The sequence below is a fragment of the Nostoc sp. UCD121 genome, from assembly GCF_014222285.1.
In the GTDB taxonomy this organism is placed as follows: Bacteria; Cyanobacteriota; Cyanobacteriia; order Cyanobacteriales; family Nostocaceae; genus Nostoc.
The window spans coordinates 1-15732 of record NZ_JACKZS010000049.1; the positions used below are offsets into that span (position 1 = coordinate 1).

The window sequence follows — 15732 nt, forward strand, 5'->3', positions numbered from 1 at the left end:
ATCGATTTCGCAGAGATCCCAAGGGTTACTTGGCTAATTTAGAGAGTCGTCTTCTCTAGTAAGTTTTACCACACTAGGATTTATCTAGCGCTCTCAATCGCCTTGTGACGCAAAATGAGATATTCTACCGATGATACTGCTTTGATTTACGAAATTCAACGCCTATGTTGAGCAAGAGACGGCAAAATGGCGGAATCGATCTGAATCCACTAATTACAGATAAGGAGTTGGAACATGGAACTATCACCGACGATGCACGCACTGATTGTAGATGATTTTCAAACTGCGACATTTCGTAGCGCCGAAATTCCCAGACCGCAACCCACTGGTCATCAAGTCTTGGTGCGGATCAAAGCGAGTGGTGTCAACCCACTCGATAGCAAAATCCGCACAGGTAAAGCGTCCCATGCCAAACCAGTCCTCCCTGCTGTGCTAGGAACTGATCTAGCTGGGATTGTGGAAGCGGTTGGACAAGATGTTACCGCCTTTCAGGTTGGCGATGAGGTCTACGGATTGACGGGTGGAGTTGGGGGATTGCAAGGTTCACTGGCTGAGTTTGCTGCCGTTGATGCTGACTTACTGGCAAAAAAACCGATCAACCTGAGTATGCGTGAAGCGGCTGCCTTACCCTTGGTGTTTTTGACTGCATGGGAAGGACTGGTTGATCGGGCGAATGTACGCGCCGATCAGAAAGTGCTGATACTCGGCGGCTCTGGCGGTGTAGGTCATGTGGCTGTACAGATTGCCAAAGCGCGTGGAGCCAAAGTGTTCGCCACTGCCTCGGTTGCCAAGCACGATATAGTGCGACAACTCGGTGCTGTGCCACTCGACTATCGTAGTACATCAATCGAGGAGATCGTACAGACTTTTACAGACGGTCACGGCTTTGATGTGGTCTACGACACGGTTGGAGGCTCTACTCTAGACGATGCGTTTCAGGCTGTAGGCAATTACGGCCACGTCGTTAGTTGCTACGGCTGGGGGCAGCATAGCCTGATGCCTCTCTCACGGAAGTCTGGAACATATTCGGGCGTGTTCGTACTTCTGCCTCTATTGACCGGTGAGGGTCATGCTCATCATGGTAATATTCTGCGTCAAGCAACACAATTGGCACAAACCAATCAGTTGCGTCCAGTAGTTGATCCTCGCCATTTCACTTTAGATACTGCACTAGCCGCCCACGAAGCAGTGGAAGCAGGGACTGCTGTTATCAAAATCGCGATTGATTTATAGAACCCATTTGAGATCTATCCATTCGCCAACCGCTTGAGCATCAGCCGAATGAAACAGAGATTGAGTTTTGCTGTCGCATGACTTAAGGTATGCTCAAAGTTTTTGACTAAGCTCTTACACCGCTCCATCCAAGCATTGGAACGTTCAATGATCCATCGTGTTGCAACTGGGAAAAATCCTGCTTTGCCTTGGGCTGCTTTTTCGGCTTTCGTCGGCTTAGGTGCAAGTTGACTTCTATCTTGGTCAGGACTTGTGGATAGAGTTTTTGCAGGGCAGTGCTGATTGTGTTTGGGTGATAGCCGTGGTCGAGCAGGATGGTAATAGAGAGGAATGTTGACAGGCTTCTTGGCTCGAAAGTAATCCAGGTTGTGGCTCAAGAGTTCAATTAAGCCTTGATCATCGGTCACACTGGCTTTGCTGCAATGTGTGAAAAATGGTAGTCCTAGCGTATCAACAGCGAGATGTCGTTTGATGCCATTGGTGCATTTGTAATGACAGAACCCTTTGGATTTAATACTTGCAGTGCAGGTATTCTTCACCGCAACCGAGGTCGATGATCAGCAATCTTGTCCACTTCGGTTTTTTTTGGCTTGTTGCCGCACTTGTGAATGCAACGCACTCATCATCCCTTCTAGAACCTGACTTTACCCGTAAGCTTTTCAAGACTTAACGGATAAAGTCAGGTTGTCAAACGAATGCTGTAGAATGTTCTACATGATTGATACAGCGCTCAACAGAGTTCAGTTAAGGCTTTGCAACTGGCTAGAAATGAACAAAACCAAATAAAACCTCAAAAGATGAAAGATGTAGATAGCTGAATTGCTGTATAGTTTGGGTTATGCCAGATTATCTTCTCAAGAGTTGCTCTATGATCGCTCTACCTGGTATTGCTATCCAAAACAAAATATACGAAAGTTCCAATTCTCTAGTTTACCGAGGTATCAGAGACGATGGAGTACTGATAGTCGTAAAAATGCTAAAAGTTGATTATCCCTCTTCCCAGGAACTGACCCGCTACAGACAGGAATATACAATTACCCGTTCCCTGAATCTGGAAGGAGTTGTCAAGGCATACAGCCAGCAGGACTATCAACGCACTCTGGTGATTATCTTAGAAGATTTTAGGGGAGAGTCCCTAGAGCAATGGATGCACAAGCGTCCAGATATCTTCTGCCCAATGCCTTTATCTACTTTTCTAGGACTTATGATCGCTGTTTGCGACATTCTGGGCAGAATCCATGCAGCCAATATAATTCATAAAGATATCAACCCTGGAAACATAGTCCTTAATTTGGATACTGGTGTTGTCAAAATTATTGACTTTGGAATTGCTACTGAATTTAACCGCACGAATCCGACTTTCAAAAGTCCTTATGTTTTAGAAGGGACACTGGCATACCTATCTCCAGAGCAAACCGGGCGCATGAACCGTTTACTCGATTATCGCACCGATTTTTACTCCCTTGGTGCGACATTTTACGAACTACTAACCGGACATTTGCCGTTTCCCACAACAGATATCCTGGAACTAGTCCATTGTCATATAGCTAAAGAGCCTGTTCCGCCTCATGAAATAAATACAGCGATTCCTAAGCCAGTTTCAGATATCATTCTCAAACTGATGGCGAAAAACGCAGAAGAACGCTATCAGAGTGCCTGGGGAATCAAAGCGGATTTAGAAATCTGTGCTGAACAATTAGCAGAAATCGGTCAAATTTCTAGCATTAAACTGGCACTTCAAGACATTTCGGGTCAGTTTCAAATTCCCCAAAAACTCTATGGACGGGACAAGGAAGTTGCAATGTTACTGGCGGCGTTTGAGCGCGTAGCGTGTCCAGAGTCAAATCGCGTCGCTGCTTTACCAAACAATTTGGAAACGACTTCGCAAAGGGAACAAGCGGGCAATCCAAAATTCCAAGTCGAAATGATGTTGGTATCTGGCTATGCTGGTATTGGGAAATCTGCGTTAGTGCAGGAAATCTATAAACCAATTACCGAAAAGCGCGGCTATTTTATCTCTGGTAAATTCGATCAATTTCAGCGCAATATTCCCTACAGCGCGATCGCAGATGCTCTGCAAAAATTGGTACAGCAATTGCTCAGTGAACCAGACGAACAAGTGCAACAGTGGCGATCACTCTTACTTACAGCTTTAGGAAACAATGGACAAATCATCATTGATGTGATCCCAAAAGTTGAATTAATTATCGGCAAGCAGCCGCCTGTACCAGAAGTTGGAGCAACTGAAGCTCAAAATCGCTTTCATCGAATCTTTGGGCAATTTGTGCGGGTGTTTTGTTCAGAATCACATCCCCTGGCGATCTTCTTAGATGATTTGCAGTGGATAGACTCAGCAACGCTGAAGTTAATCGAGTTGATGCTGCTGGATGAGCAAATCCAATCCCTATTTTTAATTGGAGCATATCGAAATAATGAAGTAAATTCAACCCATCCACTGGTATTAATGCAAGAAAAACTGCGAAAAAAAGGAGTAGTTTTTCAAGAAATTATACTGACACCCTTAACGCTCTTGCCGTTGAATCAGTTGATTGCCGAGACACTACATCACAATACTGACACCGTTCGTTCCTTAACTCAGTTGGTGTTGCGTAAAACCGAGGGTAATCCTTTCTTTGTCAATGAATTTTTGAGGACGCTGTATAGCGAAAATCTGTTGACCTTTGACCCTTTTACTAAGGGGGAACAGAAGGGGGTAGGAGGCTGGCAGTGGAACATTGCTCAGATTCAAGCTCAAAATATCACTGATAATGTTGTGGAGTTGATGCTTCACAAGTTGAAGAAACTGCCAGAAAATACACAGCAAATTCTTCGGTTAGCTGCTTGCATTGGCGCTGAATTTAATTTAAATACGTTAGCGATAGTGTGTGAGAAATCGCCCAAAATGGTTTTTCAGGATTTACTACTAGTGGTACAAGGAGGATTCATTCAACCCCTGTCTGAATTAGATGAGGACTTGTTAGTTCAAGAGTATAAGTTCTTGCATGACCGAGTACAGCAAGCCGCCTATGCTTTGATTCCTGAGCATCGAAAGCAAGTAACGCACTACTCTATTGGACAACTACTGCTTGGCAAGCTCTCTGAGGTCGAACAAAGTGAGATGCTTTTTGATATTGTCAACCACATCAACTTTGGTCAATCCCTTCTGACACACAAAGATGAAAAAGAGAAAATAGCACGACTCAACTTGGCTGCTGCTCAAAAAGCCATATCCTCTACAGGCTATGAAGCCGCGATTCGGTATCTTGAGACTGGCATTGGCTTGCTCGAAGCAGAGGCTTGGATAAGTCAGTACGACTTGATGTTCAATCTGTATCGTACTCTCTGTGCAGCACAGTTGAGTAATGCTAGCTATGAGCAATTAAGCGCCACAACCAAGGTTGCTTTAGAGCACATTTTTTCTGCCGTTGATCGCGCAGATATTCGTGTTTTTCAAATCACTCAATATACCCTACAAGGCGAATGTGAGGAAGCAGTTCAAACAGGTCTTATCGGATTGCATGAGCTTGGGATTGAGATTAAGGGCAAAAATTTGACAGAACTAGTCCGTGAAGAGTTTGCTGCTGTTGCCAAAAGCTTAGAAAATCGCTCAATTTACTCACTTTTAACTTTACCAACGGTGAGCGATCCGGTCATTCAAGCAATGATTAAATTGATCGTTGTAGATATATCAGCCTACATTACGGCTAATATTGAACTTTACTGCTTTATCAGTTTAAGAGTAGTTCGTCTTTGCATTGAACATGGAAATATTGCTGAGTCTATTAAGGCTTATGCAAACTATGGTCTTCTTTTAAGCTTGATGAAAGGGCAATACCAACAAGGCTATGAGTTTGCAGATTTAGCTGTGCAGCTTAGTTACAAGCTAAACAGTAAATCTCAGCAGTGTAAGGCTGAGATGTTGTTTGGAGGCTTTATTCAAGTTTGGTCAAAACCTATAGCAGGAGCGGCCGTGATCAATTATAAAGGTTTCCTGGCAAGCATGGAGTCGGGAAATGTTCAATTTGCAGCCTATAACCTGGTCGGTAACATTTTTAATCGCTTATTTCAAAGCGAAAATTTAACAACCGTTGCAGAAGACAACGAAAAATATCAGTTGGTGGCGGAGCAGATTCAGGACGAGCTTTCCAAGGTGGCGCTGGCTGGAGCTAAATTTTTTATCGCAAAACTTGCTTTAGGGCAAGCAGCACAGGAACACGATCGATTGCTCAGGGAGACAGAAAAAATAGTTCATCAGGGTGAAACCTCACAAATACGGTTTTCAATTTGTCTTTATTACATCCTCAGAATGCATCTTTCCTGTTTAACAGCAGATTTTGAGCAAGGCTACCATTATTTCGTTGAAGCGGGAAAGATCCTAAATTCTATCGTAGGATTTACAACCTATAGTAGTTATTTTTATTATGGTTCTCTGATTCTACTCAACCTGTATTCCGGTCTATCTCAAGCAGAACAAAATAATGCTTTGGAACAGATTCGATCGAATCAGGAGCGCTTGAAAGCATGGTCGGATAGCTGCCCAGAAAACTTTTTACACAAGTTTCATCTCGTTGAGGCAGAGAAAGCGCGAGTCTTGGGTCAATTTTTTGAAGCAGAAAACTTATATGAACAAGCCATTCAAGGAGCCAAGGACAACGAGTATCTTCAAGAAGAAGCATTAGCCTATGAATTAGCCGCCAAACATTACTTAGTTCGTGGTAGAGAAAAGTTTGCCCAAACTTACATGAAGGAAGCTAACTATTGCTATGAACGATGGGGAGCAATGGCAAAGGTTAAAAATTTAGAAACTCATTATCCTCAACTATGTCCTAAGCCCTCCAACGTAGTTTCTACACCAGTTCGCACCACGACCGGAACCATCTCAAGTGCCTCACATACTGCTTTCGATTTAGCGACAGTGATGAAAGTAGCTCAAGCAATTTCGAGTGAAATTGAATTGGAGCAGTTGCTCAGTTCTCTAATGCAGATTCTAATTGAAAATGCTGGGGCACAAACTGGATGCCTGCTTTTGGAAAACTTAGGAGAATGGACGATTGAAGCGGCTTATGAACTCAATGAAACTGCGAAAGTCTATGCGGCGCAAGTACTGCGGTCAACACCAATTGCAAATCACTTACCCCAATCCATTATTCAATATGTGGTTCGGACTCATGAATCTGTCATCCTCAATGATGCAACTCGCGAAGGTAATTTTATTAATGAGCCATACATTCAACATAACCAAACGAGATCGCTTCTTTGTTTACCGTTGCTAAATCAAAGTAAACTTGTCGGCGTATTGTATCTAGAAAACCAACTAGCAACTGGAGTATTTACACCGGAACGATTGCAAGTCTTAAATCTGCTATCCGCTCAGGCAGCCATTGCAATTGAAAATGCCAAACTCTACTCAAAGCTCCGCGCGAGCGAAAGTCAGATGAATCAATTTTTAGAAGCGATTCCAGTGGGAATTGGCATTATTGACGGGACAGGTCGCCCTTACTATGTCAATCAGCGGGGAATTGAGCTTATGGGTAAAGGCATTGATCCTGCTGCGACACCAGAGCAACTTTCAGAAATTTATCAATTTTACGTGACGGGAACGGATCAAATCTATCCGTCAGAGAAACTGCCAATTATCCGGGCGTTGAGTGGCGAACGCACCAGGACTGACGATATAGATATTCGCCAAAACAACGTAACTATTCCATCTGAGGCATGGGGAACTCCAGTCTTTGACGAACAGGGCAATGTGGTTTATGCGATCGCAGCCTTTCAAGACATCACAGAGCGTAAACAAACCGAACATCTCTTAGCCAATTACAATCGTACCCTGGAGCAACAAGTAGCCCAACGAACGGCAGCTTTACAGCAAAGTGAAGCAGAATTGCGCCATCGGGAACAGGAATTACGACTGATTGCCAACGCTCTACCAGTTCTGATCGGCTATGTAGATGCCAATCGATGTTATCAATTCATCAACCATACATATCAGGTCTGGTTTAACCGTAGCTGCGATGAAATTCTGGGCAACCCTGTTCGCCAACTTCTCGGTGAGGCGGTTTATCAACGAGTTGAGCCGTACATTAATCAGGTGTTTGCAGGGCAAACGGTAACTCTAGAAACAGAGATCCCTTTTCCGCTTGGCAAGCGATGCCTCAACGTGACCTTGATCCCTGATTTCGATCACAATGCTCAAGTGAGAGGCTTCTACAGTCTCATGACAGATATTAGCGAACAGCAAGCTGCGCTACGCGAACGCAAACAAGCAGAAGAAGTGTTGCGTCACTCCGAGGCCCAATTTCGGGAACAGGCAATCCTCTCCGATTTTCGCGCCGATGTGGATAGTGCCTTGGCTCAAAGTGCTAGTTTGCCCTTGATACTGCATCGCTGTGCCCAAGCCGTTGTTAAGCACTTTAATGCGGCATTCGCTCGGATTTGGACGCTGAATAAAGACAATAATGTTTTGGAGTTACAAGCCAGCGCAGGGATGTATACCCGTCTTGACGGTGAATACAGTCGAGTTCCTGTAGGTAGCCTCAAAGTTGGACGAATTGCTCAGGAACGCTGCCCTCTGTTGACTAACAATGTGTTTGATGAATCATCCATTGATAAAGAATGGGCAAAACGAGAAGGCATGGTGGCATTTGCGGGCTATCCGATACTGCTGGATGAGCAGCTTGTTGGAGTTATAGGGATGTTTACTCGACATCCCATTCCGTCATCCAACTTTGAGGCGTTGGAGTTTTCAGCCCGCGAGATTGCATTAGGAATTAGACGCAAACAGGCAGAAGAAGCGTTGCAAGCCTCCGAAGCAGAACTTCGGGCGCTCTTTTGTGCAATGCCCGATCCGCTCTTGGTAGTAAATGCAGAAGGGCGGATTTTGAGAGCAAGCCTGATCGAGTCAGAGAAATTATCTAACCCGATTGACGAACAGGTGGGTCGAACATTTTCCGAAATTTTTGAGCGATCGCAAGCCGATACATTTCTTGTCTGTATTCGGCAAGCATTAAGCACTCAGCAGCCCCTAACGGTTGAGTATAGCTTGATCGTGGGAGGGTGGAAAACCTGGTTTGCAACTCGCATCTCGCCCATCTCAGAACATTCTGTCATTTGGCTAACAAGAGATATCACCGATCGCAAACGAGCCGAAGAAGCCTCCATTCTAGAAGAGCGCAATCACATGGCACGGGAAATTCACGACACTTTAGCCCAAGCGTTTACAGGTATTATCATTCATGCTCGCTCTGCCTCCAATAAGGTAACGGCAGACCCAGAAAAAGCGCAAGCTCTCCTCACTCAGATCCTCGACTTAGCCCGTTCTGGGCTTGCGGAGGCACGTCGTTCAGTAGAGGCACTACACCGCCCATACCTTTTAGAGAGCAGTAACTTACAGGATGCCTTAAGCCGTCTTGCTGCTGAATTAAACTCCTCGATCACAACCCAAATCGTCTACGAAGTTATGGGTACACCCTATCCCCTATCCTCCGATCTGGAAAATAATCTGTTTCGGATTGGGCAGGAAGCTTTGACAAATGCAATCAAACATGCTGAAGCACGTAAAATCCACATTGAACTGATCTATGAACCGACCCAATGCAGCTTGCGAATTAAAGACGATGGGCAGGGATTTAATGTAGAAAACCAGGCGATGCAGAATGGCTTTGGTCTACTGGGGATGGCAGAACGGGCTGAACGCATTAGAGCTGAATTAAAGATTCAAAGTGACTTAGAGCAAGGGACAGAGATCGCGGTATTCATTAATCGGGGGTTAAGTCAGCATGAATCAGCCTAGTAGCATTCGCGTTCTGGTTGTGGACGATCATCCTGTTGTCCGCCAGGGTTTGATCGGAATGTTAGAGGAGGCTCCAGATATTGTCATTGTTGGTCAGGGGCGAAATGGGCATGAGGCGATCGCAGTTTTTCAGCAGCAGCAACCTGATGTGACTTTGATGGATTTACGGATGCCCGATATGGGAGGTGTTCAGGCGATTACGGATATTTGCAATGAGTTTCCCAATGCCCGAATTATCGTGCTGACCACTTATGACACCGATGAAGAGATTTATCGAGGATTGCGAGCTGGGGCAAAGGGGTATTTACTGAAGGACTCTGAGCCAGAGGAACTATTGACAGCAATTCGCACAGTGACCAGGGGACAACAGTATATTCCCCCCAACGTGGCTGCCAAGCTAGTTCAACGGCTGACTGCTCCAGAACTGAGCGCTCGTGAGTTAGAAGTTCTCCAGTTAGTCGGACAGGGCATGAACAACCAAGAAATTAGCACTGCTCTCAATATTAGTGAAAGTACAGTGAAGACTCATATCAACCGAATTTTAAGCAAGCTAAATGTCAAAGATCGCACCCAGGCAGCCATTATTGCTTTGAAACGCGGAATTGCTAGCTTGTAAAAGCAAAGATGGTACTTCTGCCTGGGTTAACTATCATATTTTAGTCTCTGAGGCAATCAAACCTGAGTTTGATTCGTTCTAGTCCCTCAAATTGACTCATCCTCAATCATTTTGTTGATTAAAATACAGACCCTGAATTGACGACAAGCCTAAACAAGTCTCATACATTAAACTCATAGCAAATGATTATAGGCTTGAAGGGAAGAAGTTTCAGAGGTTACACGATGAATCTCTTTTCCTCAAAGATTTAAAATGAGAGTTTAAAATGAGCGATGTTATTCCTGACGACACAGCTGGCGACCCTTGCGGTAACTGCGAAGTAGAGCGCAATCAATTAGTTGTACTTCCTTCTGAGCAAGACCATCGACAAGGATCATTGAATGCTCGTGTTGTGCTTGTTGAGTATGGGGATTATCAGTGTCTCCAATGTAGTGAACTTTATACCTCAATTCAGGCAATTCAACGCCAGCTTGAGGCGACCTTATTCGGGAGAGATTCTCTATGCTTTGTATTCCGACATTTCCCTCAACCTCAAATCCATCCTCAAGCTCAAAAGGCAGCAGCAGCGACAGAAGCAGCAGCAACACAAGGGCAGTTTTGGCAGATGCACGAGATGCTATTGAAGCATCAGCAAGAGCTAGAAGATGGGTATTTAGCAGAATACGCTGATAATTTAGGGCTTGATGTAACTCAGTTTATTCGAGACATTGCCCAAAAAGTGTATGTCGATCGCATCAATCAAGACATTGCCAGTGGAATGGATAGTGGGGTAGATTCCACTCCAGCTTTATTTATCAATGGTGTGCGTTATGGAGATGCTTTAGAGCTTGAGCCACTACTTGTTGCGATCGTTGGATATTCTCATGGCTAGTATTTTCTGTCAATAAATGGACTAACGTGCGCGAACTGCCGTAAATGAGGAATCTGATTGATGAGCAGTCTTCTCAAGCAAGTTGTAGCTCAAGTTTCCAGAACGGTGCCATTGCAGACGGTTTTGATTGTGCCGTTTGTACTGCAAACTTTGGTGACAGTCGGCTTAGTGGGGTATTTTTCCTTCAAAAATAGACAGGAAGCCATCAGCGATCTCGCCAGTCAACTGCGGCGCGAACTGACGAACCGGATCGAAGGCAAACTACAAACCTATACCGAGATACCCCATAACATCAATCGGCTCAATGCCAGCACCTTCGCTCAGGGAAAAATTGACCCTAGCGCAGTCAAAGGTGAGTTTCCACTCTGGCAGCAAATTCAGATTTATCCAATGGTGAGTGATATCTACTGTGGTGATCGCAAAGGTTCTCTTCTAGGGGTGCGACGTAGCCCTGCCGATCGCTCAATTGAACTGCGGTCAAGTAATGTTGCTACAGATCGTAAACTCTACGGCTACAGCCTCGATCGCAATGGTCAGCGAGACCAGTTAATCAGTCAAGGCAACAAAGCCTTCGATGCGCGGGTTCGTCCCTGGTATAAAGCAGCAGTGACGGTAGGTGAACCAAGCTGGAGTGGAATCTATGCCGACTTTGCTAGCCAGTTGCCAACGATCACCGCCAGTACGCCTGTCTATAGCACTGCTGATCGATCGCTGTTGGGAGTCTGTGCCACCGATGTATTTCTGCCTAATGAGATGAGCCGTTTTTTGGCTAGCCTGCAAATTGGCAAGGCAGGCATCGCCTTTATTCTAGAGCGATCGGGACAACTGGTTGCCACCTCCACCGGAGAAGCGATCATAAGTAGTGGGGCGGTAGCAAATCGATTGTCCGCAGTTGAGAGCCGTAACCCTACCGTGCGAGCAACTGCTGCCTATTTGCGCGAGCATTTCAGCGATTTGTGGCAGATCCAGACTGCGGAACAGCTTGATTTTAAGTTCGATGGCAGACGGCAGTTGATTCAGGTGATGCCATTCAAAGATACTCGTGGGCTAGACTGGCTGATTGTCACGGTGTTGCCTGAATCCGATTTCATGGCAAAGATTAATCAAAGCATCTACACGACGATTATGCTTTGTATCGCGGCTTTGCTGCTTGGCATTGCGATCTGCATTTTGATTGCCCGATGGATCGCTAAACCGATTGTCAGCGTCAGTCAATCGGCAAAAGCGCTAGCAGACGGTGCATGGAATCAGACGGTAGAAATTGAGCGATCGGGCGATTTGGGCGAACTGGCTCGATCGTTCAACCAGATGGCACAGCAGCTTCAAATCGCATTTGCCAAAATGCAGTCTTTAAACCAGACCCTCGCCCAAAGTGAAACCCGCCTCCAGAAAATTTTAGAGTCGGTTCCGGTAGGAATTGTGGTTATGGACGCAACAGGTCGCCCTTATTACGCGAATCAGAAGGCAATCCAACTCTTGGGCAAGGGCGTGCTGCCGTCTGTCACCCCAGAGCAAATTGCCGAGGTCTATCAACTCTATGTGGCAGGAACCGATCGCCCTTACCCAACCGAACAACTGATGATTAGGCGAGCGCTAAACGGCGAACAGGGCAGTGTGGATGATATCGAAATTCACCAGGGGAATCGCATCATTCCGATCGAAAGTTGGGGAACTCCAATTTTTGATGAGTCTGGCAACATTTTGTATGCGATCGCAGCCTTTCAAGACATCACCGAACGTAAACAAGCAGAGAAGCTTTTAGCAGAATACAATCGCACCCTAGAGCAACAAGTTGCAGAACGAACGACAGCATTGCAGGCAAACGAAGCAGAGCTACGCGGTGTCTACGAGGAACTTCGCTTACAGGAGCAGGAATTACGACTGATTGCCGACGCTCTACCCGTTCTGATTAGCTACGTCGATGCCAATCGCTGCTTTCAATTTATCAACCGTACCTATGAGATTTGGTTCAACCGTAGCCGTGATGAAATTTTGGGCAACCCTGTTCGTCAACTGCTCGGTGAGGTGGTTTATGAACGGGTTGAGCCGTATATTAATCAGGTGTTTGCAGGGCAAACTGTCCCTCTAGAAGCAGAAATCCCTTTTCCTGATAATAAGCGGTGCATCAGCGCGACCTTTATTCCTGATTTCGATGACAATGCTCAGGTAAAAGGTTTCTACAGTCTCATGACAGACATTAGCGATCGTAAACGAGCTGAACACACTTCTATCTTAGAAGAGCGTAACCGGATGGCGCGAGAAATTCATGATACGCTAGCTCAATCTTTCACAGGTATTCTGCTTCAAGTTGGAGCAGTAACACAAGTGCTGGTGGATGACCCGGAAGCAACCCAAGTACATCTGGAAATGATTGAGGAACTAGCACGCGCTGGGCTGGCAGGGGCACGGCGATCCGTATCAGCACTCCGTCCTCGGCTACTAGAAGAAGGTAATTTAGAGAGTGCCTTGCATCGGATTGTGGCTCAAATGCGAGCAACGACCGACACGGCTCTGATTTGCGAAACTCAGGGTATAGCCTATTTCTTATCAACCGAAGTGGAGAATAACTTACTCAGAATTGGGCAGGAAGCATTAACCAATGCGATTAAATACGCTTATGCTGGCGAAATTCGGGTTGAGTTACTGTACAACGAAATACAGTGTATCTTACGGGTTAAAGACGATGGCAGGGGCTTTGGAGTAGGTAGCACTCCTTTGAGCGGTGGGTTTGGCTTATTAGGAATGAGCGAACGGGCAGAGTATATTGGCGCACAACTATTGATTCAAAGCCAACCGGGACAGGGAACAGAAATTATTGTCACCATCAATCGAGTGTGAGAATTACAATGAGCCAATCCACTACGATTCGAGTGCTGATTGTTGACGACCATGCCATAGTCAGAAAGGGTCTAGCAACCATCATTAACCGCGATCCAGAAATGACCGTGATTGCTCAAGCTGAAGATGGGCAACAGGCGATCACCGCGTTTCGTGAATACCAACCTGATGTCACACTAATGGATTTACGAATGCCCAAAATGGGAGGTGTTGAAGCCATTATGGCGATTTGTGCTGAATTTAAGCAGGCTCGGATCGCGCTACTCACAACCTACGATGGTGATGAAGATATCTATCGCGGTTTACAGGCGGGCGCTCAAGGCTATCTGCTTAAGGATTCTAAACTTGGTGAGCTTTTGAATGCGATTCGCGCCATTCATAATGGTCAGAAATACATTCCGCCAGAAGTGGGCGCAAAATTATTGCAGCGAATGAGCAATCCAGAACTGAGTGAACGAGAGTTGGAAGTGCTGCGTTTGATGGCACAAGGAATGGGTAATCAAGAAATTGCGACTGCTTTGATTATTGGTGAAAGTACCGTCAAATCTCATGTAAATCGGATTTTAAGCAAACTGGGCGTGAGCGATCGCACACAAGCCGTGATTACTGCTGTTAAGCGTGGGATTGTCAGTTTATAAGCTGTGCTAAAGTTGGTATCCAAATTCCAACTTTAGTTGTAGACAACTTTCCACTGCGAGACGGATGGGTTCATCCATCACTCGATTGTACAAAAATGTCAACCCAGAGTGGACTACAAAAGAGGACCAATTGTTTATATTAAATCCATAGCAACGTTAGCGCAGTTGGGTTGTAAGGCAAAAGTATTGCTTAATACAAACCGAAACATGACTTACAACCGTGATAATTATTCTTTATTCGTTCTGCCTTCAACCCAAGATCATATTCAAGGTGTACTGAATGCTGCTGTAGTATTCGTCATGTATGGAGATTATGAATGTTTTCAAAGTGCCAACGTCTATCGATTAGTTAAAGTTGCTCAACAGCAATTGAAGGTTTCGTTTGGAGAAAACAATTTAGGTTTTATTTTCCGTCACTTTCCTCAGGTACAGATTCATCCACATGCTCAACGGGCAGCGGAAGCCGCAGAAACAGCAGCGGCTCAAGGGCAGTTTTGGCAAATGCATGAGATGCTGTTTATCCATCAACAAGAGTTGGGAAATGGCTATCTAGTAGAGTATGCCAATCGTTTAGGACTTGATATTTCTCAATTTTTGCAGGATTTATCCAAGGGAGCGTATGTCAATCTTATCAATGCGGATATTGAAGGTGGACTGCGAAGTGGAGTGGAGGCTGCACCCGCTTTGTTTATTAATGGAATTCGCTATCTCGATCGCTGGACTGTTGAGCAGATAATGGCAGCCATTGTTGCTGCAAATGATTAAGGTTTTTGATGCTTATCCCAACAAGTATTTCATCGGGGAGTATTTCACAATTTCTATACGGACGACAAGAATCAAAGATTTGAGCAATTTAGCAAGAATACAGAGGCGATCGCCATGATGGTTTTTACATGGAAAAAAGTTCAAAAATTGTTGCTGTGGTTATTTGCATTAAGTGTTGTCGTTGGAATATCAATACATCCAACACCAGCCACCTCCAAGGAATTACCTCAAGCGTCCAACTCTAAACCTGCGATCATTCTCGTTCATGGGGCTTATGCTGACGGTACATCATGGCAACACGTTATTCCATTGTTAGAGCAGGATGGCTACAGAGTGACTGCTGTGCAGATTCCGCTCACTTCTCTTGCTGATGATGTGGCAACGACGAAGCGGGTAATTGAGAGTCAGAAGGGTTCTGTTGTAGTAGTTGGACATTCCTATGGTGGAAATGTAATCACGGGTGCGGCGGCTGGCAATCCACAGGTGAAAGCTCTAGTTTATGTTAATGCTTTCGCACCAGATGCCGGTGAAAAGACGAGTGATTTGAATAAAAGGTACGCAGCACCTCCGATTAGTACGGCAATTATATCTGATGCTGCAAACTTCCTCTATGTCGATCGCGGAAAGTTTCACGAATTTTTTGCCCAGGACGTATCGAAGGCTGAGGCGAGAGTGATGGCAGCAACCCAAAAGCCGATCGCCAGCGCAGCCTTTGAGCAATCAGTGAATGAAATCGCCTGGAAAACGATTCCTTCTTGGTTTATCGTGACTCAAAGCGATCGCGCCATCAACCCTGAACTTCAACGATTTATGGCTAAACGGATTAATGCTAAGACAACCGAAGTTAACTCCAGTCATGTTCCTTTTATCTCTCATCCAAAAGAAGTTACCAAAGTGATTGAAGCAGCTAGCACTGCTGTGAAGTAATCGCAATTTTAAGAGAAGCAGTTTCTCAGTACATACAAATAGAACAGACCTA

9 protein-coding genes are annotated in these 15732 nt (G+C 45.2%); 8 read left to right on the forward strand and 1 reads right to left on the reverse strand.

The features are described 5' to 3' along the window. Positions 1-234 precede the first annotated feature (234 nt). Positions 235-1233, forward strand: a complete 999-nt coding sequence (locus GNF10_RS12970; protein ID WP_260445881.1) for a zinc-dependent alcohol dehydrogenase family protein — start codon at positions 235-237, stop codon at positions 1231-1233. Positions 1234-1247: 14 nt separating this feature from the next. Here the strand turns inward: GNF10_RS12970 and GNF10_RS37855 are convergent, their stop codons facing one another. Then, on the reverse strand, positions 1248-1640 hold the full coding sequence (locus GNF10_RS37855) for a transposase (protein WP_311774153.1): 393 nt from the start codon (positions 1638-1640) through the stop codon (positions 1248-1250). A gap of 461 nt (positions 1641-2101) precedes the next feature. On the opposite strand from GNF10_RS37855, the gene GNF10_RS12980 reads away from it, so the two are divergent. From GNF10_RS12980 to GNF10_RS13010, 7 genes are all read left to right on the forward strand, one after another. Further along, positions 2102-9025, forward strand: coding sequence for an AAA family ATPase (locus GNF10_RS12980; protein WP_185582632.1), 6924 nt, complete (start codon positions 2102-2104; stop codon positions 9023-9025). Continuing rightward, a complete protein-coding gene (locus GNF10_RS12985) occupies positions 9012-9641 on the forward strand; it encodes a response regulator transcription factor (RefSeq protein ID WP_185582634.1) in 630 nt (209 codons plus the stop codon). The genes GNF10_RS12980 and GNF10_RS12985 overlap by 14 nt, the downstream gene beginning before the upstream one ends. Positions 9642-9906: 265 nt before the next feature. After that, the gene (locus tag GNF10_RS12990; RefSeq protein ID WP_185582637.1) at positions 9907-10512 is read left to right on the forward strand and encodes a DsbA family protein; all 606 of its coding nucleotides are present in this window, start codon (positions 9907-9909) and stop codon (positions 10510-10512) included. Positions 10513-10572: 60 nt separating this feature from the next. Beyond that, positions 10573-13350, forward strand: coding sequence for a PAS domain-containing protein (locus GNF10_RS12995; protein WP_260445882.1), 2778 nt, complete (start codon positions 10573-10575; stop codon positions 13348-13350). Between the two features lie 8 nt (positions 13351-13358). Beyond that, on the forward strand, positions 13359-13988 hold the full coding sequence (locus GNF10_RS13000; protein WP_185582638.1) for a response regulator transcription factor: 630 nt from the start codon (positions 13359-13361) through the stop codon (positions 13986-13988). 207 nt (positions 13989-14195) lie between these two features. Beyond that, positions 14196-14753, forward strand: a complete 558-nt coding sequence (locus GNF10_RS13005; protein WP_185582649.1) for a DsbA family protein — start codon at positions 14196-14198, stop codon at positions 14751-14753. Positions 14754-14867: 114 nt separating this feature from the next. Further along, positions 14868-15680, forward strand: a complete 813-nt coding sequence (locus GNF10_RS13010) for an alpha/beta fold hydrolase (RefSeq protein ID WP_185582652.1) — start codon at positions 14868-14870, stop codon at positions 15678-15680. The last annotated feature ends 52 nt before the right edge of the window (positions 15681-15732 follow it).

Excerpts from the sequence above, each read along its gene's own strand:
- GNF10_RS12970 (WP_260445881.1), top strand. The coding sequence starts at position 235 with ATGGAACTATCACCGACGATGCACGCACTGATTGTAGATGATTTTCAA.
- GNF10_RS12980 (WP_185582632.1), top strand. The coding sequence starts at position 2,102 with ATGATCGCTCTACCTGGTATTGCTATCCAAAACAAAATATACGAAAGT.
- GNF10_RS12985 (WP_185582634.1), top strand. The coding sequence starts at position 9,012 with ATGAATCAGCCTAGTAGCATTCGCGTTCTGGTTGTGGACGATCATCCT.
- GNF10_RS12990 (WP_185582637.1), top strand. The coding sequence starts at position 9,907 with ATGAGCGATGTTATTCCTGACGACACAGCTGGCGACCCTTGCGGTAAC.
- GNF10_RS12995 (WP_260445882.1), top strand. The coding sequence starts at position 10,573 with ATGAGCAGTCTTCTCAAGCAAGTTGTAGCTCAAGTTTCCAGAACGGTG.
- GNF10_RS13000 (WP_185582638.1), top strand. The coding sequence starts at position 13,359 with ATGAGCCAATCCACTACGATTCGAGTGCTGATTGTTGACGACCATGCC.
- GNF10_RS13005 (WP_185582649.1), top strand. The coding sequence starts at position 14,196 with ATGACTTACAACCGTGATAATTATTCTTTATTCGTTCTGCCTTCAACC.
- GNF10_RS13010 (WP_185582652.1), top strand. The coding sequence starts at position 14,868 with ATGATGGTTTTTACATGGAAAAAAGTTCAAAAATTGTTGCTGTGGTTA.